The organism is Radicibacter daui (assembly GCA_030657355.1).
Taxonomy (GTDB): Bacteria; Pseudomonadota; Alphaproteobacteria; order Radicibacterales; family Radicibacteraceae; genus Radicibacter; species Radicibacter daui.
This window is the reverse complement of sequence record CP131056.1, coordinates 940857-967455: the sequence shown is the minus strand read 5'-3', so window position 1 is coordinate 967455 and position 26599 is coordinate 940857. Positions and strand designations below refer to the sequence as shown.

The following is a 26599-nucleotide window of genomic DNA, read 5'->3' as shown; positions in this document are numbered from 1 at the left end:
CCCGCTGGCCCTCCGGCGCGCAGGACCGTAGTGTCGCCGGCACCCGCGCCGTGAGGCACGCGGGCGTCCATATGCTCGAGGGAAACGACACCATGCAGGAAGGCCTGGCCATCAGACGCGCAGGCGGCGGGGATTTCGCCGCGCTGGAAACCCTGATGAAGGAGTGCCTGACGCATTATTCCGGCAGCCCCGAGGGAGGAACAGCCGCAACCCGCGCCCTGCTCGCCCCGGCCAGCGGCAGTGCGGAAGCGGTGATCGCCCTTGTGGACGGCAAGCCGGCGGGCTTTGCCAGTTTCGCCCTCGTCTATCCGGGCCCGGAAGGGCGAGGCACATTGTTCATGAAAGACCTCTTCGTCTCGGCAGCTGTGCGCTCCCGCGCGGTCGGCTCCGCGCTTGTCCGCTATCTGGCGCAGCTCGCCACGGAGCTGGATTGCGCCCGGCTGGACTGGACGGCCGAGCGCAGCAACGGGCGGGCACTGGCCTTCTACGACCGGATCGGCGCGGCCCGCATAGAGGAGAAAATCTTCTACCGGCTGGAAGGCGCCGCGCTGGCGGCGATGGCGGCCCCTGAAGAGGCGCCGGGCCAATAACCTGCCGCGTCGCTGCGAGAAACAAAACGGGCGGGTTCCTGAGGAACCCGCCCGTATCTTTAATGTCTTCTGACGCGCAAGGTCAGTGCGCGAGATAACCCGGCGCGGCGCTTTCCGGCAGGTCTTCCCCGAAGCAGCGCTGATAGAACTCGGCCACGATGGCGCGTTCGGTCTCGTCGCACTTGTTGAGGAAGGTCACCCGGAAGGCATAACCGACATCGCCGAAGATGCGGGCGTTTTCGGCCCAGGTGATGACGGTACGCGGCGACATGACGGTGGAGAGGTCGCCATTGACGAAGGCCGACCGGGTAAGGTCGGCAAGGCGCACCATGGAGCGCACCGTCTCACGGCTGGTGCCGGTCACCTTGGCTTCGACGATCTGGGTTTCCTGCTCGAAGGGCAGGTAGTTGAGCGTGGCGACGATCGACCAGCGGTCCATCTGGCCCTGGTTGATCTGCTGGGTGCCGTGGTAGAGGCCGGTGGTATCGCCAAGGCCAACCGTGTTGGCGGTAGCGAACAGGCGGAACCACGGGCTCGGACGGATGACGCGGTTCTGGTCGAGCAGGGTCAGCTTGCCCTCGACTTCCAGCACACGCTGGATAACGAACATCACATCCGGACGGCCGGCGTCATATTCGTCGAACACCAGCGCCACGGAATGCTGCAGCGCCCAGGGCAGGATGCCTTCGCGGAATTCGGTGATCTGCTTGCCGTCCTTCAGGACGATGGCGTCCTTGCCGACAAGGTCGATACGGCTGATGTGGCTGTCGAGATTGATGCGCACGCACGGCCAGTTAAGGCGGGCGGCAACCTGCTCGATATGGGTGGATTTGCCGGTGCCGTGGAAGCCCTGGACCATCACACGGCGGTTGTGGGCAAAGCCGGCCAGCACGGCAAGGGTGGTGTCGCGGTCGAAACGGTAAGCAGGGTCGATGTCCGGGACATGCTCGCTCGCCTTCGAGAAAGCAGGAACCTTCATGTCGATATCGATGCCGAAGGTCTCGCGCACGTCGACCGTCGTATCAGGCTGGCTCATCAGGCCGGCGCTCTGGCCCACCAAATCGTTCATTCTATTGTAACTACCCGTCCGAGTTCCGGCGGGAAGCCCCCGCCCGGCGACCGGCTGAAGCCGTCGTCTTCCATATAGTCAGGTACATGACTTGCCAAGGCGATGGCCCCCGGTCAAGGGGTGTAGAAGGCCTTCAGCGCGGCATAGGCCTGATTGATGTCCTTGAATCGCTCTGCCGCCGCTGCATCACCGCCGTTTGCATCGGGATGGTAGCGCTTGGCCAGCTGGCGATAGCGCGAGCGCACCTCTTCCCAGGTGGCGCTGATGGTCAGGTCAAGCATGGCAAGGGCCCGCTTGGTGCCATCGGCCGGATCAGCCTGCTCCTTGCGCTTCTCCCCGCCCCGGCCCTTCTTTTCGCCGAGCGGATCGATATCGTCGAAGATATCGTCATGGCGGAAGCTGAAGCCGTTCTTGCCCATGCGGCCGGAACCGAGCGGCCAGGTCGGCCTGTCCCAGGTCACCGACCGGCGCATCTCATCCTCGATCTGGGCCGTCGACATGCCGCCGAAATAATCCCAGCGCTGGTTGTATTCGCGCACATGGTCGAGGCAGAACCAGAAATACTCGTTGAGCCGGTCACGTCCACGCGGCGCACGGTATTCGCCGGCCTGCTCGCAGCCCGGGCAATCGCAACCGCGCGCGCCATCATAGGCACGGCGATGGCGCTGCGCTTCGAAATAGGCCTCCCGGTCGCGTGACTTGAGCATGACCCTCGTTTCCAACTTCCTCTCCGGCGCCGGCACTTGCCGCACGGCCCGCCACCCTATTCCAGATGGCACAGCAATCCCGTCTTCGATGTGACCGACCCCACCAAAGGCGGTATGGCACGGCCAGCCAACCTCATGGGGTCTGGCATTTTGCCCCCGCCGCAGGCTCCCCGCCAACTGCTATGAATCCTTGACAGACCTGCGGCGACAGCCCACCTCCGGCAAAAGAGCCCGGCAGGGGCGACAAAACCCTCTGCCCCGGCGGTTTTTCCCCAGAGAACAGGCCAGACCAGCATGACCGACACCCCCGCCGCCCGCAGCCAGGCCGAGACCATCCGCGACAAACTGACCGCGGCGCTGACGCCGACAGTGCTGGAACTGGAAGACGACAGCCATCGCCATCAGGGCCATGGCGGCTGGCGCGAAGGCGAGGAAACGCACTTCAGCCTCTACATCGTAAGTGCCGCCTTTGAAGGCAAGAGCCGGGTGGAGCGCCAGCGTATGATCTATACGCTGCTGGCAGAGGAGTTGGCTGCCCGCGTCCATGCGCTGCAGATAAAGGCACTTGCGCCCTCGCAGCTGTGAGTCGGCCACAATGCCTTCGCACAGGCCAGTGTGAGGCACCTATCACTTACCGTAATCATTTTCGCTTTATCGTTGAGGGGCCATTGCAGCCTGGCAGCGACTTGATTATGTTAAGAAAACGTTAACGCTGCTGATAAATCGAATTTCTGCCATTTTTTTGCCTCTGTGGTTGTATGCTTTGAAGCCAAGGCATCAGGGGCCAAAGGCAAGGGAAAGCGACGATCAGCCGCTGGTTCCAGGGCCTGAGGAACAAGGCAGGCAGGCCCCAGCCCGTAACAGGCAAAAGCGGACAGGCGATGCGGCGTGGCAGGAACTTAGCCCCGCCCTGAAGCATTACCTCTCCACGAGCCGGATTTCAGGCAGGAGGAGTTTTCTGGACATGAATACGCTGGCAAATAGCGATCTGCCCCGGCGCCGCGGACGAAGCCGCAGACCGCTGCAGATCAATCAAGCGGCCCCGAGCACGCTCATCAGCCGCAACATCCATGTCGGCCGGCGGCGCACGAGCATGCGCCTCGAAGCCACCATGTGGGATGCATTTTACGAAATCAGCGAACGCGAAGGCATGTCGGTAGACCAGCTTTGCACGCTGATCGACCGGCGCCGCAGCGAGTCCTCGCTGACTGCGGCGGTGCGTGTCTTCGTGATGAGTTACTTCCGCAACGCTTCGCGCCACCAGCATGGCAGCGCGACCTCGGCGTCAGAACTGGTCGAGCAGTTGATGACGGCCTGAACCGGCCACCCGTTTTACGCTCTTGTTCCCCCAGCAGTCATTCCGGCCGCGGAGTTTCCGTGGCCGGTTTTTTTATTCCTGGTCACCTTCCGTACCGCCGGACGGCTCGTAATAGGCCGGCCAGTAGCGTTCGACGACGGGACTGGAGGCCGCAAAGGCGTGGCAGGTGCCGAGCAGTGGCGGCCTGCCGGTATCGCCCGAGCCGGGAGGTCCCCCCTTCTGCCCGCTGCTCTTGCTGCGCTCCCGCGCCAGCATCGGCGCCAGTGTCTGGAAAGCGGTGGTGGCGAGCGGGCCGAGCAGTTCCACAAGGTGGGTGCAGCCTTCCACGCCGCCAAGGCGCTCCCGCACCGCGCGCTTGAACCCCCGTGCGATGCTGAGGCCGACAAGACGCTGGAAATGCGGCACGACAGCCGGGCAGATGTGGAAGGGGGAATGATCCGTCGCGGCTTCAACGCCATGGATCAGATAGTCGCTGTCGATGGTCAGCCGCATCCACATTTCATGCAGCGGCTCGCCGGCGGCGATGGTGCCGCGGTCATCATTGGTGAAGCTGTAACTCTTGACGTCGGTCAGGTGGGCTTCGATGTCCCACAGCCCGTCGCGACGGCGAAATCCCCGGCAAGTGATCTCTCGCACATGCACCGGGTCGCGCTCGACTGGCGCGCTCAGCGGCATGACTCTCTCCTTGAAGCGGACAAGCCCGATTCGTGCGGGCGCCCTTGGAAAGATCATGCCGCCAGCTTTACGTTTACGTCAACGGAAATGCCGTCTGAATGTCGCGTCTCAGCCGTAACCGGCCCCGAACATGAAGGCCTCCCGTTCCTTGATCTCCTCCTCAAGGTGCTCCTTGATGGTGGCGTAGAGATCGCGCACCGACAGGATGCCCACGATATCCCCGCCATCGAGCACGGGCAGGTGGCGATACCCACGCGAGCCCATCAGCTCCAGCGCGGTCATGGCCGGCATGTGCGGTTCGACATAGTCGGGGTCCGCCGTCATGACGTCGCGTATCGCGGTATCCGCGGGATCGCGCCCGCCGCCCACCACGCGGTTCATGACATCGCGTTCGGTAAAAATGCCGACAAGGCGGCCATCGTCCACCACCAGCACGGCACCGATCTTGCGCTCGACCATCCGCTTGACCGTCTGCCGAACGCTGTCTTCTGGAGAAACAAGCACGAGATCCTGCTTGTGCGCGATAACGTCCGGCACAATGCGCTTTATTGTCATAGGCTTACTCCCCGCAACGGTTGAATTAATCCGCCCGCCTTCTGGCGTTAACGGCCCATCCGCTGTTTTTTCTTTTCATAATACACAATAGAGCGGCCAAGGTCAGCGCCAATCCCCGTCCGGCAAATCAGTGGCAAAGCCACGCCGGCCGCCCGCAAAAGCGCTAAAGAGGTGACGCGGCGGTGCAAGCCATGTTAATCGGGGCAGCCCCCTGCCCTTAAGACGGGGGGAGCAACCGAGTACCAGGGCTGATGCAGACATTCCTTGAATTCGAGAAGCCGATCGCCGAGCTGGAAGGCCGGATCCGCGACCTGAAGTCTCTCGACGGGACCAGTGCACATGATGTGAGTGTCAGCGATGAGGTGCGCGCGCTGGAGGACAAGGTCCACAAGCTGCTGCGCCAGACCTACGCCAAGCTGACCCCGTGGCAGAAGGTGATGGTGGCACGCCACCCCTCCCGCCCGCACTGCCTCGATTATATCGACCAGTTGATCGACGATTTCGTGCTGCTGGCCGGCGACCGCCTTTATGGCGAGGACGAAGCCGTGATCGGCGGCCTCGGCCGCCTCAACGGCCGGTCGGTGATGGTGATCGGCCTTGAGAAGGGCAACGATACCGCCAGCCGCGTGAAGCATAATTTCGGCATGGCCAAGCCCGAGGGCTACCGCAAGGCCCAGCGCCTGATGCGCATGGCCGACCAGTTCGGCCTGCCGATCATCACGCTGGTGGACACTGCCGGTGCCTATCCGGGCATCGCCTCGGAAGAGCGCGGCCAGGCGGAGGCGATTGCCGCTTCCATCCAGACCTGCCTTCGCGTGGGTGTGCCGATCGTCTCCGTCATCCTCGGCGAAGGTGGCTCCGGCGGCGCGATTGCGATCGCGACGGCTGACCAGATCATCATGCTCGAGCATTCGGTCTATTCCGTCATCTCGCCGGAAGGCTGCGCCTCCATCCTGTGGCGCGCCGGCGACAAGGCGCAGGAAGCTGCCCAGGCCATGCGCCTGACCGCGCAGGACCTGAAGGAAATGGGCGTTATCGACACCATCATCGACGAGCCGGTGGGCGGCGCCCATCGTGACGTCAAGAGTGCGATTGCTGCTGTGGGCGCCTCTATCAGCGCCGCTATCGACAGCCTGTCGGGCAAGGATGCCGACAAGCTAAAGAAGCAGCGCCGCGACAAATATCTGGCAATGGGCCGCCCGGCCCCCTGATTGCCCGCAACAGACAAACAAAAAGCCCCGGACGATAGTGATATCGCCCGGGGCTTTTTGTTTGTGCGCGTACCGTCTGCGGGGCGGCAGCTCAATGAGCAGGCGGCGCCTCGGCGGACGGATCGTGCTTGGGTTTGCGCAGGATAAAGACCAGCGGGATCATGGCGAAGAAGACGAAGGCCAGATAACGGAAGTTATCGAGATAAGCCAGGGTCTGCGCCTGCTGGCCGAGGATGGCGGCCGCTTTGGCCTGCGCCGCGGCGAATGCCTCCGCCACCGCATAGCCTTGCGCCTGGAACGCCCCCTGAAGGTTGGCGACCATGGTGTTCCAGGCCGGATTATACTCGCTGGCACGATGGACCAGCATGTTCTGGTGCACCTGGGTGCCACGGGCAAGCTGGGTAATCAGCAGCGCAATGCCGACGCTGCCGCCAAGGTTGCGCGACAGGTTGATGATAGCCGAGGCTGCGTTGCTCTTCTCCCTGGGGATGCCGATATAGGCCATCGAGGTGATGGGGATGAAGAGGAAGCCGAGACCCGCCGCCTGGATCAGGCGGCAGAGCGCCACGCTGGCATAATCCGCATCCAGCGACAGGTGGCTGGTGAGCAGAAGCCCGGAGGCCGAGACGACAAGACCGAAACCGATAAGCAGGCGCGCATCGACCTTGCCGGTAAGGCGCCCGACGATGGGCATCAGTACGATGAGGATGGCGCCGCCCGGCGAGATGACGAGGCCGGCATCGGTAGCGGTGTAACCGAGGAGCGCCTGCACGAACTGCGGCAGCAGCGAGGTCGACCCCAGCAGCACGAAGCCGAGCAGGAACATCATGATGTTCGCCATGGCGAAGTTGCGGTTCTTGAGCAGCCGCAGATCGACGATGGGATCATCGCGATCCAGCACCCAGAGTACGAAATAACCAAGGCACAGGAAGGTCAGCAGTGCGCACACCACGATAAGCGGCGAGGAGAACCAGTCTTCCTCCTGCCCCTTGTCGAGCATGACCTGCAAGGCACCGAAGCCGACGGCCAGCAGTGTGAAGCCGAGATAATCGACCTTGAGGCCGTCACGCTTGTAGCGCTCGCGCATCTCCACCAGATGGGGCGGGTCTTCCACCACGGCACTGGCGACGAAGAACAGGATGATGCTGACCGGGATGTTGATCAGGAAGATCCAGTGCCAGCTGAAATTGTCGGTGATCCAGCCGCCGAAAGTCGGGCCGACGGCGGGCGCCACGACCACGGCCATGCCGTAGATGGCAAAGGCCATGGCGCGCTTGGCCGGCGGAAAGGCATCCGACAGGATGGCCTGGGCCGCCGGTTGCAGGCCGCCACCGGTCAGGCCCTGGATGGCACGGGCGATGATGAGGATATAGAGCGTCGGCGAGATACCGCAGGCCAGCGATGACAGACCGAAGCCCACGATACACATCAGGAAGTAGCGCTTGCGGCCCAGCACCTGCGACAGCCAGCCGGAGATCGGCAGGATGATGGCGTTGGTGACCAGATAGGCCGTCAGGATCCATGTCGACTGCGACTGGCCGGCCGAGAGCGAGCCGGCGATATGCGGCAGGGCCACATTCGCAATCGAGAGATCCAGCACTTCCATGAACGCGGCCATGGCCACGACCGGAGCGATCAACCAGGGATTGACCGCCTTCTTTCCGGCCGGAGCCGCCACCGCGTCCTGCGTCGTCGCTGACATGGGTTGCTGTCCGCTTACTTGCGCTGCGGATCGACGGAGACGTCGACCACCGGCGCGACCGAGAAACCGAGGCCGAGCGGCTGCTCCGGCAGCTCGTCAAACACGATCTTGACCGGTACGCGCTGCACTACCTTCACGAAGTTGCCGGTGGCATTCTCCGGCGGCAGCAGGGAGAAATAGGGGCCGCTGCCGCGCTGGATGCTGTCGACATGGCCGGCGTATTTCTTGCCCGGATAGGCGTCGATCTCGATTTCGACCGGCTGGCCCGGACGCATGTCGGTCAGCTGGGTTTCCTTGAAATTGGCGACCACCCAGGGCGTGCCGACAACAAAGGCACTGACCTTCTGGCCCGCGCTGACCACGTCGCCCGGATTGATCTGGCGATTGGTGATAACGCCATCTTCCGGAGCGGTGATGGTGGTGCGCTGCAGGTCAAGCTCGGCCTTGTCGAGCGCGGCCTTGCTGGATTTGACCTGGGCCTGGGCGGCCTTGACCTCGGCCTGCGCGAGCGCGATCTGCTGCTCGCTGGTCTGGGCGGAGCGCAGCTGGGCGCGGGCAACAGCAACCTGCGCCTCACCGGCCTTCACGGCGCTGTTGGCAGCAACGAGCCTGGCCGCAGCCGAGCGGGCATCGGCATCCGCGGAATCCAGCTTCTGCTTCGAGGCAGCGCTGGTGACGCTCAGTTCCTGGTAGCGCTTGGCATCGCGCGCCGTCTGGCCGGCAACGGCACTGGCGGCGGTGACATCGGCCTTGGTCTGGGCGAGCGAGGCTTCCGCCACATCGACATTGTGCTGGGCTTCGGCCAGCGAGGCGTCGGTGGTGATTTCGATCAGCGACAGGTTGGCCTGGGCCTTGACCAGCGCCGCCTCGGCGGAAAGCTCGGACGCCTGGGCGGTATCGCGGGCAATCAGGTAGTCGGCCGGATCGATCTCGGCCAGCACGTCGCCCTTCTTGACCTGCTGGTTATCGGTGATGTGGACAGCAAGGACAGTGCCCCCGACAAGCGGGCGCAGATCGACGACATTGCCTTCGGTAAAGGCATCGTCGGTATCTTCCTTGCCATGGCCCAGCCACCACAAAAGGCCCCCGCCAATCACGATAACGGCCAGAACGACGGAAAGAATGAGACGTCGGCGCGACGACCCTTTGCCGCCCGCGCCCTGCTGATCGCTCATCACACTTTCTCCAAAATCACCTGAAAAGCGCCCGCGTCAGGGGCAGGCAAGGAATGTGAACTGAACTGTTCAGTTCAATGTTGTGGGGAATTTGCTCTGCGTCCTATCATGACGTCAAGTAAAGCCCGGACCCGCATTGTGAAACGTCACACACAACCCAGCATTACCGCCCCGGACCAACCGCTGGCGGATGATATTGATGCCGATACCCCGGACGACAAGGCTCGCAGCATTCTGGTGGCGGCCGCCAGCATCTTTCGCGCCCAGGGATATGGCGGCACCAGCATGGATGCCGTGGCCCATCAGGCCGGTGCTTCCAAGGCGACCGTCTACGCCCATTATGGCAGCAAGGCCGAGCTGTTCGGCGCGGTGATCGAGTATGAATCGCGCAAGCACACCCTCTCGCTCGGGCCGCACAAACCGGGGGAAACCGCCTTTCAGCGGCTGTTCCATCTTGCGACCCGCATCACCGACAAGCTGCGCGAGCCGCAGACGCTCGAGCTTTACCGGGCCGTGCTTTCAGAGGCCGGGCGCTTTCCCGAACTCGGCCAGATCTTCTACGACGCCGCCATCCGGCGCGCCCGGGCCCGCATGACGCAGGAAATGGCCGGGCTGATGGAAGCGGGCGTGCTGAAGCCGGGCGATGCGGCGGAAGCCGCCTTCTATTTCTCCGCCATCGTGCGCGGCGACCTGCACCTCAAGCATCTGATGAACATCGACATGCCTGGCAGCCCCGAACAGGACAGCTCCCGGGCGAAACGCTCGGTAGAGGTCTTCCTCGCCGCCTTCGGCACCGAAGGGGCGGCTGACCGCACGCTGTGCTGAGCCAGACAAGAAAAAACCCGGCGTCGAGATGACGCCGGGTTTTCATGATCATGCCGCGATGGCTTTCGACCCGCCCTCAGAGGCTGGCGGAAACCCACTCGCTGAGCTGCGCCTTCGGCAGCGCGCCGATCTTGGCGGCGGCAGCCTCACCACCCTTGAACAGGATGAGAGTGGGGATACCACGCACGCCATAACGGGTCGGCGTCATCGGGTTATCGTCGACATTGAGCTTGGCGATGGTGACCTTGTCGCCGAGTTCGGTGGAGAGATCCTCCAGAATCGGGGCAATGGCCTTGCAGGGGCCGCACCATTCGGCCCAGAAATCGACCAGCACCGGGCCAGAGGCCTTCAGCACGTCGCTCTCGAAGCTGTCGTCGCTAACATGGATGATGTTGTTGCTCATCCCATCCTCCTTGGCGGAACACCTGATCCCTGGGGCGGAGGTCAGGTTCCGGAACACTGGTGTCGCGGCACTCTAGGCCGCAGAAGTTTGGCGGGTCAAGCGCCGCTCCCCCTAGACATAGGCGGTGCGCGGATACGCCCCTGTGAAGCGGATCACGCGCAAACCGGCACTATCCTTATGGCAGTCCTCAAGGTGAGCCAACGCACCCTCAACCGAGGGCACGGGCCATGACGTCGGCAAGGCGGCTGGCAAAAGCCACCGGATCAGCCGGCGGCTCGCCCTCCTGGATGCGGGCCTGGTCGAGCAGGAGCTGCACAGGACCGGCAAGGGCCGTGGCGGCCCCGTCGCGCACCGCGCCGGCGGCAAGCGCACGGATCAGGGCATGGCGGGGATTGATCTCCAGCACGCGCGGCACGGCGGCTTCCAGCTGCTTGTGCTGGCGCAGCAGGCGGGCAAGGTGCATGTCCATGTCCCCCTCCTCTGCCACCAGACAGCAGGCGCTCTCGGTCAGGCGCTCGGAAACCCGCACGTCCTTGACCGTCTCGCCCAGCGTGTCGCGGATGACGGCGATGAGGGCCGAAATCTCGTCTTCCGGCGCGGCATCCGGCTTCTTCTGATCCTTGCCCGGCTCCTCGATTTCCTTGATAGCGCCAAGGTCGGCCGAACCGCGGGTCACGGACTTCAGCGGCTTGCCGCCCATCTCCTGCACCGCGTTGGTCCAGAACTCGTCGACCGGGTCGGCCAGCAGCAGCACTTCCACGCCGCGGGCACGGAAGCCCTCAAGCTGGGCACTGCGGCCGAGCGTATCGATATCGTCGCCGGTGATGAAATAGATGGCCTCCTGGCCTTCCTTCATGCGGGCGACATACTCGGCAACACTGACCAGCCCCTCGCCCGCGGTAGAGCGGAAGCGGATGACCTTGAACAGATCCTCGCGCCGGGCCGGGTCGTCATGCAGGCCTTCCTTGAGAACGGCGCCGAAATTCTCCCAGAAGGTGGCATAGCCTTCGGCATCGGCCTCCGCCTTGCGGGCAAGGTCGCCCAGCACGCGCTTGACGAGGCCGGCGCGGATCTTCGCCACCACCGGATTGGCCTGCAGCATCTCGCGCGAGATGTTAAGCGGCAGGTCCTCGCTGTCGATGACGCCGCGCAGGAAGCGAAGCCAGGGCGGCACCAGCCCCTCGGCCTTGTCGGTGATGAAGACCCGGCGCACATAGAGCTTCACATGATGCTCGCGCTTGGGATCGTAGAGATCGAACGGCTTCATGCCGGGGATGTAGAGCAGGCCGGTATATTCGAGCACACCTTCGGCCCGCCAGTGGATGGTCTCCCATGGAGCGGCGAAGTCATGCGACACATGGCGGTAGAACTCGCCATACTGCTCTTCGGTGATCTCGCTGCGCGAGCGGGTCCAGAGCGCGGAAGCACTGTTGAGCGTCTCTTCCGCCTCGCCCTCGCCGAACTTCACCGGCAGGCCGATATGGTCGGAATATTTGCGCACGATGTGCTGCAGGCGCGTGCGGTCGAGGAACTCCTCCTGCCCTTCCTTGAGGTGCAGGGTGATGCGGGTGCCGTCGACGGCCTCCTCGCTCTCGCCGATGGTAAAGCCGCTGCGGCCATCCGAGCTCCACAGCCAGGACTGGCTTTCGCCGGCGCGGCGGGAAAGCACCGAGACCTTGTCTGCCACCATGAAGGCGGCATAGAAGCCAACACCGAACTGGCCGATGAGGCTCACATCCTTCTTGGCATCGCCGGTCAGCTTCTCGGCAAAGGCGCCGGTGCCGGAGCGGGCGATGGTACCGAGATTTTCCACCAGCTCATCGCGGCTCATGCCGATGCCGTTATCGGCAACCGTGAGCGTGCGGGCGGCGGTATCAACCGTCAGGCGCACCGCATAACCGCCATCGGCGGCAAGGGCATGTTCGGTTAGCGCCAGATGGCGGCGCTTGTCGCAGGCGTCCGACGCGTTGGAAATCAGCTCGCGGAGGAAAACCTCCTTCTCGCTGTAAAGCGCGTTGGCGACGATATCGAGCAGGCGGCTGACCTCAGCCTGAAAGGAGAGCGTTTGCTCGGTCATCTGACCTGTTTTCCTTTTTTGATGGGTTCAGTTGACGGCCCGGCAAGGCGGGACAGAGCCCCGGCCCGACCGGTATATTCCGGCCTGATATGTGGCAAGAGAGCAGCCTCATGCAAGAGGGGCAGACGGGCGGAGTGCAGTCCGCCTGCTCCGGGCATCAAGGCTGCACCAGTTGCCCCAGATCGAGATTATTGACGATCAAGGCGCCATCCGCCCTGGCACTGAGATCAAACTGCCGCGCCGGGAGCCCGCCCACGGTCGTCTGCTTGCCGAGCGTCATCAACAGACTGAAAATCGGCATGATGTCCTTTATCTTGGGATCGCTGTCCGCCGCCTTGGTCAAGGCGGCGACCATCTCATCTAGGCCGCGGATGGTGAAGGTGCCGTCCCCGACAAATCCGTGCCGGGCGTCTGCGTCCAGATGCGCCGAAGCAGAGCCGTTGAGACCAACAGCCGGTGCCTCCACTTGCACCCGCTCAAGCGCAAGACCGGTCTGCGCCTTGCTCAACGGCGCCTTGAACGGCGTTAAATCCATATCTTTCAATGGCCTGCCGCTCTCCAGCTGGCCGTGGGTCGAGCGGCTCAGCTGTTGCAGCAGATCGTACATCGGCAGGGCGGACAGGCTGAAATCGAGATGCAGTTCGGACGGCAGATAACCTGCCACCTCCTGCGGGACGCCACTCACCGAAAAACCTTCCATCACCAGCTTGCCCTCACCCGCGAGGCTATTGATGGTCTTGCCGCTGACATCGCTGACGGCACGCACCGCGCCGAAACTGACCCGGATGCCTCCGGGACCCTCGACATGCAGGCCAGTGATGGCAGCCTCCGAGTGACCGCTTCCCGCCGGGTCATCCCCAATGCGTAGTCTGAGGAGAGTGTCCAGAACAGGCAGCAACGCTCCGGAGACCGTGGCGGGATCCATCGGCCGGGTCAGCACCAGCTTGGCGAACGAACCCAACGTCTCGGCGACATGCTTCTGCTCCTCGAGCGAAATTGGGGTGGGGATATGAAATTCATCGTTTGAGCCGGCACTTTGCCAGCCCAGATCGACCCGCTTGTCCTCCGGACCGGCAATGTGAAGTTCGCCCGCCTCTGCCGACCGGCTGCGTGTGAGCGTGCGCAAATCCGGTGAGACTTCGACATTCCAGCGAATGGCACCAATGGCGCCATTGGCCGGCGGCTCATCGCCGGACGAAACAACGGTGGCCCCGTCCAGTTGAAGATCGAAATGCGAGAACCACGCAGTGGCGTCCGACCAATGAGCGCCTAGCACTCCACCCTTGATCTTGCCGCGCCCCACCTCTTCCCCACGGGACCGCAAGGTAAAGCCCTCGGGCATCTTCAGGCTGAGATTGTAGCCGTCCGCTTCCGGTGTGACATGGCCGGTGATCGGGTCGAACATGATCTCGGCCTCAATCGCGGTCGTTCCGAGCTGGACACGGACATCGCCAAGACCGACATCGAAACCATCGCCAACACGCACCAACGACGGTGGATCGTTAAAGCTGACCGGCACGCCAAGCGTCAGGGAGAGCGCGCCCGGCAGGGTCTTTTGCAGCTTGTCGCCCAGAGGATCGGTCTCGGGATTATGGACGGCGCAACCTGCAACGAGAGCACCAAGAGCCAGCGCAAGAATGAAACCTGCGGTACGGCCCGCGGCGTTGGTAACATTCCCGTTTCCAGCCATCACCCATGGTGCGATCCGCCCCATCTTTTGCATCCCCTTCAATCGCCTCAACTTTCAGTTGCTACAAAAACCACAGCAACACAAAGCTTTGCAAGGGGCAGGCATCCAGAGCCGTCACTGAAGCATGAGCACGCCGAGATCAACACCGTTGATGGTGAGGGCACCGTCGGGGGAGGCCTTGAGGTCGTACTGGCGGGCCGGTTTGCCGCCGACCGTCGTCTGCTTGCCGACAGCGGCAATGATGCTGACGGCCGGGACGAGTTTTGCCATTCGGGGATCGCGGTCAGCGGCTTTGGAGAGGGCGGCTACCGCCTCGTCCAGTCCGCGGATGGTAAGGGTGCCGCCACCCAGAACGCCATGCGGCGCGGCCTCGTTGAGGTCGGCGGAGCCGGCACCGGAAATGCCGAGCGCCGGCGCCTCCCCCTGCAGCCGGTCGACCGTTATGCCGGTCTCGGCCTTCATCAGCGGGTCGAGGAATGGCGCGGGGTCCATATCCTTGAGCGGAGCCCCGCTCTTGACTTGGGCATGCAACGAGCGACTGAGCTGCTGCATCAGGTCATAGGCCGGCACGGGCGAAACGCTGAAATCGAGATGCAGTTGGGAAGGGACATAAGGCGATAGCTCGGCAGGTGCACCGGCCAGCGATACCCCTTCGGCCGCCAGCTTCACCAGCGCCCCCAGCCGGTTGAGGGTCTTGCCATCGACATTACTGGCACTCGCGAGGCGGGAGACATTCAGGCGCAGCCCGTCGGGCCCTTCGACCTTCAGCCCGGCGATGGTGTTTTGCGAGTGGCCGGCACCAGCAGGGTCGTTGCCGGAGCGCAGCTTCAGCATCAGGTCGAGCAGCGGCAGCAGCACGCCGGAGACGGTTTCCTTGTCCATCGTGCGCGACATCAGCGGGTCCGAGAAATAATTCATCAGCTCGCCGATATGCTTCTGCTCCTCCTGGGCCAGCGGCTTGTCGATGCGATAATCATCACTGGCGTCGATGGATTGCCAGCCAAGGCCGAGCTGCTTGCCGTCGCGACCGGAGATCCGCAGATCGCCCGGTCCGGCCGACCGGGTGCGCTTGACCGAGCGCAGGTCGGCAGCGGCGTCGACAGACAGAGAAACCGGACCGATGGTGCCCGCCACTGCCGGCAGGGTGCGACTGGCAGCAAGCGCAACGCCGCCGAGTTTGAGGTCGAGGCGCGAGATGAAGGCGGAGGCTGCCGACCAATGCAGCGAGAGGCTCCCGCCCTTGATCTGTCCGTGGCCGAGCACATCACCGCCGGAGAGCAGGGTAAAATCCTTGGGCAGGGTAAGATCGAGAATATAGCCGTCCTTGCCAGGGGTCAGATGGCCGGTAATGGGGTCGAAGCCGACCTCGACACGGGAGGCATCGGTGCCGATCTCGGCGCGCACATCGGCAAGCCCGACATCGAAGCCGTCGCCCGCCGGGATGAGGGACGGCGATTCAACGAAGCGCAGCGGCACGCCGAGCGTCAGGGACAGGGCGCCGGGCAGATTTTTCTGCAGCGCGTCGCGCATGGTGTCCGCATCGAGCGCATGGGCCGGCCCCGCCGCCGAAGCGAAGACCAGGGCGGCCAGCAGGCTCAGACCGCAGGCCCGCCGCACGGCGCGCATCCCCTTGCCCCAGCCCTTTGCCGACCATGATGCCAATTGCCACATCCCCCTTGCACAGCCGGGCCTGCGGCCCCATTTCGCAGATGCTCACAAAATGACGCCAACACAAAGGCTTGCAAGGGGCCGGCCGGCGTTTTTTTGAGGGCAGCCGCAATATATTGTGTCACGGCCCTTGTCATAGACAACGGCTTGTTAGAAACTTCGATGGTCCTTCGGCTATCAGCGCTTCAGGTGCAGATTTCGTGACCCTTTCGGATCACATCGCCGACAAGAGCCGGGTGGTGGCCGTTCTGGGGCCAACCAATACCGGAAAGACGCACCTCGCCATCGAGCGGATGCTGGGCCACAGCTCCGGCATGATCGGATTTCCGCTCCGGCTGCTGGCACGCGAGAATTACGACAAGATTTGCCGTCTGCGCGGGGCGCAGAATGTGGCGCTGGTGACCGGCGAAGAACGCATCATCCCGCGCGGCGCCCGCTACTGGGTGTGCACGGTCGAATCCATGCCGGTCGACCGGGCGGTGTCCTTTCTGGCCGTCGATGAAATCCAGCTCGCCGCCGACCCCGAACGCGGCCACATCTTTACTGACCGGCTGCTGAATGCCCGCGGTCTTGCCGAAACCATGTTCCTCGGCTCCGACACCATGCGGCCGATCATTCGCCGGCTGGTACCGGGTGTGGAGTTCATCAGCCGTCCGCGCCTTTCCTCCCTGACCTATGCCGGCCAGAAGAAGATGACCCGCCTGCCGCCCCGCTCGGCGGTGGTGGCCTTCTCTGCCAGCGATGTCTACGCCATTGCCGAGCTGATGCGGCGCCAGCGCGGCGGCACCGCCGTGGTGCTGGGCGCGCTCAGCCCGCGTACCCGCAACGCGCAGGTCGAGATGTATCAGGCCGGCGAGGTGGATTACCTCGTCGCTACCGACGCCATCGGCATGGGCCTCAACATGGATGTCGACCATGTGGCCTTCGCCCGCATGGTAAAGTTCGACGGTTTTGCTCCGCGCCAGCTCATGCCGATGGAAGTGGGCCAGATTGCCGGGCGCGCCGGCCGCCACATGAATGACGGCACCTTCGGCACCACCGAGGATGTCGGCCCGCTCGACGCCGAACTCATCCAGCGCGTCGAGGAACATGAGTATGACGTGCTGCGCCAGATAGTATGGCGCAACAACGAGCTGGATTTCCGCTCGGTAGCCGGCCTGCTGCGCAGCCTGGAGCGCCGGCCGCCGGATGGCGAGCTGATGATCCGCCGGCGCGATGCCGACGATCATGCCGCCCTTGGCGTGCTGGCCGACACCCCGCTCATCCGCAACTTCGCCACCAACAAGGCCGCCATCCGCCTGCTGTGGGAAGTGTGCCAGATCCCCGACTTCAGCAAGGTGATGTCGGACGAGCATGCGCGCCTGCTGGGCCGCATCTACGAACATCTGATCCAGGGCGACGGGCGCCTGCCAGAAGACTGGGTCTCCCGCCTCGTCTCCCGGCTGGACCGTACGGAAGGCGATATCGATGCCCTTGTCGGCCGCATCGCCCATATCCGCACCTGGACTTACATCTCCCACCGCGGCACCTGGCTGGACGACAGCAAGGGCTGGCAGGAGAAGACCCGCGCCATTGAAGACCGGCTGTCGGACGCGCTGCACAGCCGCCTGACCGAGCGGTTTGTCGACCGCCGCTCCGCCATGCTGGTGAGGCGCCTTGCCAGCGGCGCGACCCTTCTGGGCCATGTGACGGAAGATGGCGAAGTGCAGGTAGAGGGCGCACGCGTCGGCCAGCTTGCCGGTTTCCGTTTCGAGCCGGAGAGCGGCAATCTGGGCGAGGATGAGCGCGCCGTGCTGGCCGCGGCCCGGCGCATCCTGAAAGACGAGATCAGCGGGCGTGTTCGCGCCCTGCAAACCGCCGGGGACGATGCCTTCACCCTGGCAGCCACCGGCCAGATCGAGTGGCAAAGCGTACCGGTGGCCCGTCTCGTGGCCGGCGACGATGTGCTGGCGCCGCGGGTGCAGGTGCTGGACAGCGCCCTGTTCGAAAGCGGGCAGAGCGACAAGATCAGGGACCGGCTGCAAAGCTTCGTGCTGCGCTGGGTACGCCGCCGGCTGGAGCCGCTGTTTGCCCTTGATGAGGCGCAGCGCAGCGACGCCCGCCTCGGCGGCGCGGGGCGCGGCCTTGCCTATCAGCTGGTGGAGGGGCTCGGCACCCTCGCCCGCTTTGCCGATGGCGATCCGGCAGGGCATGTGGAAAAGGCGGACCGGGCGATCCTCACCAAACTCGGGGTGCGGTTCGGGCGCAAATCCATCTGGGTGGCGAGCCTGGTAAAGCCGGCTGCGGCAGAAGCACGGGCGCTGCTGTGGGCCGTCAACAACGGGCTTGCCTTGCCGGCGCCGGTGCCGCAGCCGGGCCGTGTTTCCGCGCCGCGCGTCGAGGCGGTGCCGGATGCCTTTTATGAAGCCTGCGGCTATATGGCGGTCGGCCGGCTTGCCGTGCGCATCGATGTGCTGGAGCGCACGGCCGGCGACATTGCCGAGCGTGCCAAGGACGGCCCCTTTGCCACGCCGGTCGAGCTGGCAAGCCGCATCGGCGGCCGGGCCGAAGATGTGGAAGCGCTGCTGCGCAGCCTTTCCTTCAAACAGGTTCAGGCCGAAGACGGCAGCCAGCGCTGGCGGCGCCGGCGCCGCAGCGAGCCCCAGAGACCGCGCCAGGTAGCAGGGACAAAGCCCGGCGCGCCCAAACCCGCCCTCGTGGCCCGCAGCCTGCGCGGACGGGAAGAGTCGCCCTTTGCAGTTCTAAAACAACTGATGACTGCCGGAGGGCGTTAACGAAGTGCTATAATCCGAACTCCAAGGAGGTGTAGCCCTTGACCCACCACACAGCGTTCGATTTCGACCGCACTACTTCCATCTCTCCACTGTCGGGCCAGCGCCCGAGCGATCGCCTCGACAAGTGGCTCTGGCACGCGCGCTTCTTCAAGAGCCGGTCCCTTGCCAGCAAGCTGTGCAACAGCGGCAAGATCCGGATCGACGGCGTCGTGGTGACCAAGGCGCATTACCAGGTAAGGCCCGGCCAGGTTCTGACCTTCGTACAAGGCAACCACATCCGCATCGTCCGCGTCAGCGGCATTCCCGAACGGCGCGGCCCGGCCCTGGAAGCGCAACTTTTTTACGATGATCTCGACCCGCCCGGTGTCGACAACTTCGTGCCGGCCACGCTGGTCTGACAAGACCGGCAGGGGCACGCAGGCCTGAGATTGTCCTGACCTGACCCAAGGCTGTCCCGGCCCCTGCGGGCTTGCGGGAACGGCCCTTGAGGTAAGTTACGCGGTTTTGACGGCCCCCTCCGGAGCCAGAAATTCCGCCAGCGGCTGGTGTACGGCCTCAGCCTCCTCCGCCTTCAGCTCCCAGTCCCGCGCCCGGGCGGCATCGCCTTTTTCTGCGCGCTCCAGCGCGGCCATCAGCCTGTAGCTGCGCGGCCCCGGCGTACTCGCCACTGCACGCTCCAGATGTCGACGTGCCGCCGCCCAGTCTTCAGCCGACAGCGCCGCTTCACCGACAGCAAAATCGCTCTCCACCGATCCGGAATTGATGCCCGCCAGCCGGCGGAAGCGCGCCAGCTTTTCTGCCTCCGTCTCCCCCGGCGACAGGGAGGCAAAAGCCTCTGCCAGTTCCGGTGCGGGCTTCTTGCGCCAGGCAAGCTCGATGACCTTGTTCGCCTGCTTGAGGTTGCCCTCCGACGCCAGCGACCGCGCATAGGCCGCCACCGCAGGGCCAAAGGTGCGTGCGATCTCATACGCTTCGCGCAGCAGTTCATGTGCCCGCTTGCGGTCATGCGCCTCGGCGGCAAGGCGCGCGCGCGTCATCAGCACGCGGGCCAACTGCTCCTGACCTTCGGCCTTGCCGATGGCGTTGTTGTCCATCGCACGGCGCATGGTGGCTTCCGCGCCGATGAAATCGCCGGTACGGACCTGAAGATCAAACAGCGAGCGATGCGCCCAACCCGCCTTGGGCTGAAGATCGCGTGCCCGCACGGCAAGGCTGATGGCGCGGTTGGTATCGCCAGCCCGCAGGGCCTGCTGCATGAGGCCGCGCACACCGAGGAAGGCGGTATCTTCCTTCTCCGCCATACGCTCGAAGAAGGTGGCGGCGCTTTCCTCGTCACCGGCGAGCTGGGCCGTCTGCGCCTGCAAAAGCAGGCTCAGCGGCTCGCCCGGAATGGCGGAATTGGCGCGGCGGGCATAATGGCGCGCCTGCTCCACGTCGCCGGCGGCAACCGCAACCAGCCCCTGATTGACCGCCTCGAAACCCTTGCGCTGGCGCCGCGTGGTGCGGCGGCGGCCGAAGATGCCGGGCAGGTCCAGAAGCTCGCGCCACCAGCGGTAAAGAATGGCGGCAACAGCAATGACGACAACCGCCACCACGGCCCCCAGCAGCAGCGGGAAGCCGACGATGTAGCCGCCCCAGTGCACCTCGACGCTGCCGGGGTGGTCCACCAGCCACAGCACGATGGCGATAAGCACCGCCACCTTGATGAAGAACCAGACTGACCTGCGTAGCATTGCCGTGTCCTGCCCCTTGTCTTTACTTGCGCCCGCGTTCGGGGAGCCCGCCGGGTTGATCAGTCAGCTGCGCCGGTAAGGCGCGACAGCGCGATGTCAGACATCGTGCGCTGCGCGGCATCGACGGCGAGACGGTCCTGCGCGGTCTTGAGCCACCCGGCCGCTGCCTCTGCCGGCGGTCCGGAGAGCTCCTGCAGCGCAGAGACGGCACCGGCAAGATCGGCCGCGTTGAGGCGCGACTCCGTCCGCGCGATCACGCCGCGCACGCTCTCGCCATGATCCTCGCCCGGCTCAAGCCGGATGGAGACGAGGCCAGAGACGGTATCGAGCGTCTTCTGCCACCACGGGCGGTCATCGCCGGCCGTTGCCGCGATGATGGCCGGGATGGTGGCGCGGAAGCCGTCCCGCAGGTCATCCAGCGTGGGCACGCCGCTTTCGGCATAAGCCTGAAGCGTCTCCAGCGGGGCGGTGAAATCCGCATCCTCTCCCACCAGCGCCGCCATATTGGCGAGCGCCTTGTCGTAAGGATCGGCCGTTTCCAGCGACTGGCCCACCTTGAGCGCGGCATAGAGCACCGCCTCGTTGGCGAGGTTGTCGTGCAACTGGTCTGCCAGCTGCTGCTCCGCAACGCCAAGCCGCTCGCTCACCCGGCGCATTCCTTCGTCGAGGTCGCTGATATCCTTGCCCTGACGGCCCTGCATGTCCTGCATGCTGGCGACCGTGGCGGTGAGCTTGGTCACGCTCTCGATATCCACCTTGCCAAGGGCGGCGGTAAATTCCTGCAGGCTGCGCTCGGCAGCGGCCAGACGGCCTTCCATCGCCTGAAGGCGCGTGGCGGTATCGGCCGGCAACGAGGCTGCGCTCTCCTGCGCCAGCTTGAGCTCGCCCCCGATCTGCTGGAGCGAGGAGGCCAGATCGCTGACCTTGCCGGAGAGCACACCGAGGGCGGCCGGATCGGCACTGGCCTTGAGGGTCGCCACCTCGCCCTCCAGCGCCCTGATGCGGGCGGAAGGATCGGGCCCCAGCAGCTTTTCCGCCGGGCCGGACCCGATGGCGGCGCCAACGGGTCCCCGCAGATGCGGCAAGGCAAGCGCGATCACGGCCACCACAAGTGCCAGAACAGCGACGACACCCGGGAAAGCACTGCCACCCCGGGCCGGAGCGGCAGCGGCAGTCGCTGCAGAATCACTGGCAGAGGAGTTTGTCTTTGCCGGAGCCGGCGCTGGCTTTTCCACCGGCTTTTCGGCGGCGGCCTTTTCGGGAGCCGGCTTCGGCGGGTTCGCGCTTTCCTGACTGGTCTTCATCTCGGGGGAACCGGGGTCCTTTTCCTTCGTCGTATCTACCGGCGTCGTCCTGACCGGCCCGGCGGGCAGTGCGATGGCGGGTTTCTCCTCACCCGCAGGCATATCGCCGTCGGTCTTCGCCAGTAGGGCGGCGTCGACGCCGGTGATGCCGTTGGCGGCAGCGGCGGCGAGAATGTCGCCATGGCGCACCACCGGAATGCGGCCAGCCTTCTTCCAGTACTGGATGGTGGTCACCGGAGCGCCGAGCTTCTTGGCCATCGGGCGAATGCCGCCGAAGGCCTCGATGATCGCTTCGGTGGTGGCGGCACGCTGGCCGTCGCCCGAAGCCGTGCCGGCGGAATGATCCTGCATCGCTCCTGCTCCCCGCTCCCTTCTGCCGGCCTCCGGGCCGTTATGTCCTTGCCCGGCTCAGGCCAGACCCGCAGCCAGCACCTGCTGAAGCGCAGGCAGATCAGGCTGCGCTGCCGTAACGACGCCTGCCCAGCCCAGCCCCCGCAAGGCGGCGGCCACCGCAGGGCTCAGGCAATAGGCCGTCAACGCGCGGCAGCAGTCCTCAATCCGGTACAACTCGGTCAAGCGTACAAAGCTTTGGGCCGTACGGGGAGAAAAAAACGTCGCAGCATCCAGCCTTTTCGTACGCAAATCTTCCAGAACCACCTCCGGAAAGCGCGTTGCCTGTACTGCCTCGTACAGCACCTGACGGCGCATCTGGAAGCCTCGCGGCTCGAGCAGCGCCGCAAGATCCCCCGCCCGTACGGAAGCGGCAGGATGAAAGAGCGCGCCTGCCGTCGGGTCGAGACGCTGCTGCACCAGCGCCGCCAGGGCGCTGACATCGCCGCCGGCGCTCTCCACCGCGCCGAAGCCGAGGCCGGTAGCTTCCGCCGCGCTGCCGGCCCCGACGGCAAGCACCGGCAGGTCCCGCCGGTCCGTGAGTGCCGCCAGTGCACGGATGCCGTTGGCGCTGGTGACCAGCACCGCCTGCACGCCCGCCAGATCGATAGTGGCGTCGGCAAGGGGACGGATTTCAAGCAAGGGGGCCAGCACGGCCTCGTGCCCCGCCGCCTCAAGCCAGGCGGCCAGCGGCGCCGCATCCTCAAGCGGCCGGGTGACGAGCACCCGGGCCATCAGGGACCGGAAAAGAAATCGGCGGGAAGGCCGGCCTTGACCTCGGCGCCGGCCTCGAAGCCGAGACGTGCGGCATCAGCTGCCGGGCCCTTACGGCTGATGCGCCGGGGATCGCGTCCATCGATGCGGGCGGCAAACCCTTCAAGGCTGAGCGTCTCGCCCTCCAGCACCGCCAGCGCGGCAATCGGCGTGCGGCAGGAACCGTCGAGCGCGGCAAGGAAGGCCCGCTCTGCGATCACGCGGGTTGCCGTCTCGGAACAGTTGAGCGGGGCTATCAACGCTGCGGCACGCTCGTCACTCTCCCGGATCTGGAGACCGAGCGCGCCCTGCGCCACCGCCGGCAACATCTCCGCCGGCTCAAAGATGGCGGTTGCCAGATGCGCCTTGCCGAGACGGTTAAGCCCTGCGATGGCCAGCAGCGTAGCGTCGCACTCTCCCGCCTTCAGCTTGGCGATGCGGGTATCGACGCTGCCGCGCAGGATGCCGACGCGCAAATCGGGCCGGCGCAGAAGAATCTGGGCCTGACGGCGCAGCCCCGCGGTGCCAACAAGGCTGCCCGCCGGCAAGTCGTCCAGCAGCTTTCCGTCACGGGAAAGCCATGCATCGCGCGTATCTTCGCGCGGAAGATAACAGGGGATGCTGAGACCGGCCGGCAGGCGGGTTGCCACATCCTTCATGCAATGGACGGCAAGATCGATGTCGCCGGCCAGCAGCGCTTCCTCGATCTCCTTGGTAAACAGGCCTTTTCCACCGGCATCGGCCAGCGACCGATCGAAGAGACGATCTCCGCTGGTGCGGAAGACGACGATCTCGATCACCCCCGGAGCGGCAAGCTCGGGATGGGCGGCGGCCAGCAGGTCGCGCGTCGCTTCGGCCTGGACAAGAGCCAGCGGACTGCCACGGGTGCCGATTTTCAGTTGAGCCTTCATGAGGGACGATGTTTATGAGGGCTTATGACGAACAGCAACCCCAAGCTTGATCCTGCCGCCCCGGCAAAAGGCCCCATCGTGCTGGGTATCGAGACCAGCTGCGACGAGACCGCCGCTGCCGTGGTGGATGGCGAGCGCAATATTCTGGCCAATGTCGTGCTGAGCCAGCTGGACGACCACGCCCCCTATGGCGGCGTGGTGCCGGAGGTTGCTGCCCGAGCGCATCTTGCGCATCTGCCGGGTCTGGTGGCGCAGGCGCTGGAAAAATCCGGCTGTGACTGGGAGGACATCGACGCCGTGGCCGCCACCGGCGGCCCGGGCCTCATTGGCGGGGTGATCGTGGGCGTGATGATGGCCAAGGGCCTTGCCGCCGCCCGCGGCCTGCCTTTCCTTGCCGTCAACCATCTTGAAGGCCATGCGCTGACGCCGCGCCTTACCGACGATGTGGCTTTTCCCTACCTGCTGCTGCTCGTCTCCGGCGGGCATTGCCAGTTGCTGATCGTCTCCGGGCCCGGCGATTATACCCGCCTTGGCACCACCATCGACGATGCGGTGGGCGAGGCTTTCGACAAATCGGCCAAGCTGATGGGCCTTAGTTATCCCGGCGGCCCGCGGCTCGAGGCCGCCGCTGCCAAAGGCGATGCCAGCCGCTTTGCGCTGCCGCGACCGATGATTGGCCGCGATGACTGCGACTTTTCCTTCTCCGGCCTCAAGACCGCGGTGAGACGCGAACTGGAGAAGCTGGAAAATCCGACGGAACAGGACATTGCCGATCTCTCGGCAGCCTTCCAGAAGTCGGTGGGCGACTCGCTCGTCGACCGTACGCGCCGGGCCATCCGGCTGTTCCGCCAGCGCCATCCCGAAGGGCAGAGCCTTGTGGTCGCGGGCGGCGTTGCCGCCAACAAATACCTGCGCGCGCGCCTGACCGCGCTTGCCGGGGAAAACGGGCTCGATTTCGTGGCACCGCCCATCGGGCTTTGCACCGATAATGCCGCCATGATCGCCTGGGCCGGCCTTGAGCATTTCCGCCGCGGCGAGACCAGCGGGCTCGATTTTGCGCCGCGCCCGCGCTGGCCGCTCGATCCCGATGCCGAACCCAAACCGGGCGCGGGAGTAAAGGCATGAGCGGTGCGCGCCTCTTCATCCTCGGGGCCGGCGCCTGGGGCACGGCGCTGGCGCAGGCTACCGCCGGTGCCGGCAACGATGTGCATCTGTGGATGCGTTCGCCGGAAGCCGCCCTTGCCATGGCAACCGCCCGCGAAAACAGCCGCTACCTGCCGGGCGTGCCACTGGCAGAGGCCATCCAGCCGACCGCCAGCCTGACGGCAGCAGAGGAGGCGGATGCCGCCATTCTGGTCGTACCGGCCCAGCATCTGCGCCAGTGGGGCACTGCCCTTGCCGCCCATCTGGCCCCGGGCGCGCCTTTGCTACTCTGCGCCAAAGGCATCGAAGCCGGCACCGGCGCGTTGATGAGCGAAGTTGCCCGCGAGTGCCTGCCCGGCCATGAAGTGGCCGTGCTCTCCGGCCCGACCTTCGCGGCCGAAGTGGCTCGCGGCCTGCCAACGGCGGTGACGCTCGCCTGCGCAAATAAGGAGACCGGCTGGCGCCTTGTCGAGATGATCGGCACGCGCAGCCTGCGTCCCTACTGGTCGCACGACGTGGTCGGCGCCGAGGTGGGCGGCGCGGTCAAGAACGTGCTCGCCATTGCCTGTGGTATTACCCTCGGTATGAAGCTCGGGGATAACGCCCGCGCCGCACTGGTAACGCGCGGCCTTGCCGAGATCGGGCGGCTAAGCCTGGCATTGGGCGGCGAGCGGGAAACGCTGATGGGGCTTTCCGGCCTTGGCGACCTGACGCTCACCTGCAACTCCCCCCAGTCGCGCAACATGTCGCTCGGCGTTGCGCTGGGAGAGGGCAAGACGCTGGATGAGATTCTCGCCACCCGCGTGAGCGTTGCAGAAGGCGCCAGCACCGCCGGCCCGCTGGCAGCGCTGGCGGCCCGCCATGGCGTCGACATGCCGATCTGCGGCGGGGTACGCGCCATTCTGGAAGACGGGGCAAGTCCGGCCTCCATTCTGGAAGCCCTGCTCTCCCGCCCCTTCCGCGCGGAAAGCAACTGATCAGCCGGTAATCTGGTCCGTCAGACGCTTCTGGCAATCGCGCAACGCGGCCAGAAGCTGCGGATGGCGATCAGGTCCGAAGCGCGTGATCAGGCCCGAGACCCCGATAGCGCCGAGAAGACGGCCATCCGGCGTTGCGATCGGCACCGCCATGGCCGCGACCTCCGGATCACGCTCCCCGAGCGACACCGCATAACCGGCAGCCCGGATGTCCTCATAAGCCGGGTCGAGCGGCACTGAATAGGCCATCAAAATCTTGCCCGTTGCCCCGCGCCCAAGAGGCATGTTGACCCCTTCGGCGATCGAATGGCGGATCGAGCGTGTGGGTTCGCTGCGGAACAGGCAGGTCCGGGTGTTCCCTTCCCGCACATAGTAGGACGCCGTTTCGTTGGTGGCGTCCGACAGCAGCTTCAACTCCGGGCGCATGATGTCCGAAAGATCGAAGCCCTGACGGTAGGTGGAGCCCAGCCGCCAGATCGCCGGCCCGAGCCGGTAACGCCCCCCCTCAATGCGGATCAGATAGCCGAATCGCTCCAGTGAAACGGCAAGGCGCAGGATGGTGCTTTTGTACTGGCCGGTCTGCCGGGCGATATCCGCCAATCCCAGCTCCGGCGTTCCCGGGCTGAAGCAATCCATGATTTGCAGCGCGCGCTCAACGGCTTCGACGCCCTTGGCATCCGACATGCTGCCCCCTTCAGGCACGGTCATTGACAATTCCGCCGATCTATATCATCACGTTTCATTAGATAAAACGTCGTTCTGTTAGATAGAACGCCATAAAGAACCGAACGGAGGAAACCCACGATGCAGCCACAGGGCGCCTGAGCGCCTGCGGCCGCCGGAATATCCCCGCCCCGTCTTCAGGTGAAATTGAGGACACTGTTCGCCGGGATGTTTCAACAGGTTTGCGCAGCAATCCGCCCGCAGGCCTGGCGCCGCCCCATCAGCC

Annotated in this window: 24 protein-coding genes; 9 read left to right on the top strand and 15 right to left on the bottom strand. The window is 65.0% G+C overall.

The window, feature by feature from the left end; translation table 11 throughout:
- Positions 1-92: 92 nt before the first annotated feature.
- A complete protein-coding gene (locus tag QTL98_RS04485; RefSeq protein ID WP_445681027.1) occupies positions 93-590 on the top strand; it encodes a GNAT family N-acetyltransferase in 498 nt (165 codons plus the stop codon).
- An 82-nt stretch (positions 591-672) separates the two neighbouring features.
- Here the strand turns inward: QTL98_RS04485 and cobS are convergent, their stop codons facing one another.
- Together cobS and QTL98_RS04475 are read right to left on the bottom strand one after the other, a co-directional pair.
- Positions 673-1659, bottom strand: coding sequence for a cobaltochelatase subunit CobS (cobS, locus tag QTL98_RS04480; RefSeq protein ID WP_510637532.1), 987 nt, complete (start codon positions 1657-1659; stop codon positions 673-675).
- Positions 1660-1772: 113 nt separating this feature from the next.
- Positions 1773-2366: a J domain-containing protein gene (locus QTL98_RS04475; RefSeq protein ID WP_445681026.1), complete on the bottom strand. Its 594-nt coding sequence runs from the start codon at positions 2364-2366 to the stop codon at positions 1773-1775.
- 294 nt (positions 2367-2660) lie between these two features.
- On the opposite strand from QTL98_RS04475, the gene QTL98_RS04470 reads away from it, so the two are divergent.
- On the top strand, positions 2661-2951 hold the full coding sequence (locus QTL98_RS04470; protein ID WP_445681025.1) for a BolA family protein: 291 nt from the start codon (positions 2661-2663) through the stop codon (positions 2949-2951).
- 379 nt (positions 2952-3330) lie between these two features.
- On the top strand, positions 3331-3684 hold the full coding sequence (locus QTL98_RS04465) for a ribbon-helix-helix domain-containing protein (protein WP_445681024.1): 354 nt from the start codon (positions 3331-3333) through the stop codon (positions 3682-3684).
- 72 nt (positions 3685-3756) lie between these two features.
- On the opposite strand, the gene QTL98_RS04460 is transcribed toward QTL98_RS04465, so the two are convergent.
- Complete coding sequence (locus QTL98_RS04460; protein ID WP_445681023.1) at positions 3757-4359, bottom strand: DUF2889 domain-containing protein; 603 nt, start codon at positions 4357-4359, stop codon at positions 3757-3759.
- Positions 4360-4467: 108 nt separating this feature from the next.
- Complete coding sequence (locus QTL98_RS04455) at positions 4468-4914, bottom strand: CBS domain-containing protein (RefSeq protein WP_445681022.1); 447 nt, start codon at positions 4912-4914, stop codon at positions 4468-4470.
- A gap of 251 nt (positions 4915-5165) precedes the next feature.
- Between QTL98_RS04455 and QTL98_RS04450 the strand changes: the two genes are divergently transcribed.
- Positions 5166-6125: an acetyl-CoA carboxylase carboxyltransferase subunit alpha gene (locus tag QTL98_RS04450; protein WP_445681021.1), complete on the top strand. Its 960-nt coding sequence runs from the start codon at positions 5166-5168 to the stop codon at positions 6123-6125.
- Between the two features lie 91 nt (positions 6126-6216).
- Here QTL98_RS04450 and QTL98_RS04445 read toward each other — a convergent pair whose 3' ends face one another.
- Positions 6217-7827 (bottom strand): DHA2 family efflux MFS transporter permease subunit, encoded by a 1611-nt coding sequence (locus tag QTL98_RS04445; RefSeq protein WP_445681020.1) that lies wholly within the window; start codon positions 7825-7827, stop codon positions 6217-6219.
- Positions 7828-7841: 14 nt separating this feature from the next.
- Positions 7842-9002, bottom strand: a complete 1161-nt coding sequence (locus QTL98_RS04440) for an HlyD family secretion protein (RefSeq protein ID WP_445681019.1) — start codon at positions 9000-9002, stop codon at positions 7842-7844.
- 138 nt (positions 9003-9140) lie between these two features.
- On the opposite strand from QTL98_RS04440, the gene QTL98_RS04435 reads away from it, so the two are divergent.
- Entirely contained in the window at positions 9141-9827 is a 687-nt protein-coding gene (locus QTL98_RS04435) for a TetR/AcrR family transcriptional regulator (protein WP_445681018.1), read from the top strand.
- Between the two features lie 76 nt (positions 9828-9903).
- On the opposite strand, the gene trxA is transcribed toward QTL98_RS04435, so the two are convergent.
- The 4 genes from trxA to QTL98_RS04415 all read right to left on the bottom strand — a co-directional run bounded on the left by trxA (position 9904) and on the right by QTL98_RS04415 (position 15659).
- Positions 9904-10230: a thioredoxin TrxA gene (gene trxA, locus QTL98_RS04430; RefSeq protein WP_445681017.1), complete on the bottom strand. Its 327-nt coding sequence runs from the start codon at positions 10228-10230 to the stop codon at positions 9904-9906.
- Between the two features lie 208 nt (positions 10231-10438).
- Entirely contained in the window at positions 10439-12307 is a 1869-nt protein-coding gene (htpG, locus tag QTL98_RS04425) for a molecular chaperone HtpG (RefSeq protein ID WP_445681016.1), read from the bottom strand.
- 157 nt (positions 12308-12464) lie between these two features.
- Positions 12465-14021, bottom strand: a complete 1557-nt coding sequence (locus tag QTL98_RS04420; RefSeq protein WP_445681015.1) for a DUF2125 domain-containing protein — start codon at positions 14019-14021, stop codon at positions 12465-12467.
- Positions 14022-14111: 90 nt separating this feature from the next.
- A complete protein-coding gene (locus tag QTL98_RS04415) occupies positions 14112-15659 on the bottom strand; it encodes a hypothetical protein (protein WP_445681014.1) in 1548 nt (515 codons plus the stop codon).
- A 206-nt stretch (positions 15660-15865) separates the two neighbouring features.
- Here QTL98_RS04415 and QTL98_RS04410 point away from each other — a divergent pair, with 206 nt between their 5' ends.
- Together QTL98_RS04410 and QTL98_RS04405 are read left to right on the top strand one after the other, a co-directional pair.
- Positions 15866-18439 (top strand): helicase-related protein, encoded by a 2574-nt coding sequence (locus QTL98_RS04410; RefSeq protein WP_445681013.1) that lies wholly within the window; start codon positions 15866-15868, stop codon positions 18437-18439.
- Between the two features lie 38 nt (positions 18440-18477).
- Positions 18478-18837 (top strand): RNA-binding S4 domain-containing protein, encoded by a 360-nt coding sequence (locus QTL98_RS04405; protein ID WP_445681012.1) that lies wholly within the window; start codon positions 18478-18480, stop codon positions 18835-18837.
- 96 nt (positions 18838-18933) lie between these two features.
- Here the strand turns inward: QTL98_RS04405 and QTL98_RS04400 are convergent, their stop codons facing one another.
- From QTL98_RS04400 to hemC, 4 genes are read right to left on the bottom strand one after another with little or no spacing between them, the layout of a single operon-like run.
- Positions 18934-20172: a heme biosynthesis protein HemY gene (locus QTL98_RS04400; RefSeq protein WP_445681011.1), complete on the bottom strand. Its 1239-nt coding sequence runs from the start codon at positions 20170-20172 to the stop codon at positions 18934-18936.
- A 59-nt stretch (positions 20173-20231) separates the two neighbouring features.
- Positions 20232-21827, bottom strand: coding sequence for a COG4223 family protein (locus tag QTL98_RS04395; protein WP_445681010.1), 1596 nt, complete (start codon positions 21825-21827; stop codon positions 20232-20234).
- 57 nt (positions 21828-21884) lie between these two features.
- Positions 21885-22601 (bottom strand): uroporphyrinogen-III synthase, encoded by a 717-nt coding sequence (locus tag QTL98_RS04390; RefSeq protein WP_445681009.1) that lies wholly within the window; start codon positions 22599-22601, stop codon positions 21885-21887.
- A complete protein-coding gene (gene hemC, locus QTL98_RS04385) occupies positions 22601-23530 on the bottom strand; it encodes a hydroxymethylbilane synthase (RefSeq protein ID WP_445681008.1) in 930 nt (309 codons plus the stop codon). The genes QTL98_RS04390 and hemC overlap by 1 nt, the downstream gene beginning before the upstream one ends.
- 24 nt (positions 23531-23554) lie before the next feature.
- Here hemC and tsaD point away from each other — a divergent pair, with 24 nt between their 5' ends.
- Both tsaD and QTL98_RS04375 read left to right on the top strand, forming a co-directional pair.
- On the top strand, positions 23555-24655 hold the full coding sequence (tsaD, locus tag QTL98_RS04380) for a tRNA (adenosine(37)-N6)-threonylcarbamoyltransferase complex transferase subunit TsaD (RefSeq protein WP_445681007.1): 1101 nt from the start codon (positions 23555-23557) through the stop codon (positions 24653-24655).
- Complete coding sequence (locus QTL98_RS04375; protein ID WP_445681006.1) at positions 24652-25650, top strand: NAD(P)H-dependent glycerol-3-phosphate dehydrogenase; 999 nt, start codon at positions 24652-24654, stop codon at positions 25648-25650. The genes tsaD and QTL98_RS04375 overlap by 4 nt, the downstream gene beginning before the upstream one ends.
- Here QTL98_RS04375 and QTL98_RS04370 read toward each other — a convergent pair whose 3' ends face one another.
- A complete protein-coding gene (locus QTL98_RS04370) occupies positions 25651-26358 on the bottom strand; it encodes an IclR family transcriptional regulator (RefSeq protein ID WP_445681005.1) in 708 nt (235 codons plus the stop codon).
- Between the last annotated feature and the right edge of the window lie 241 nt (positions 26359-26599).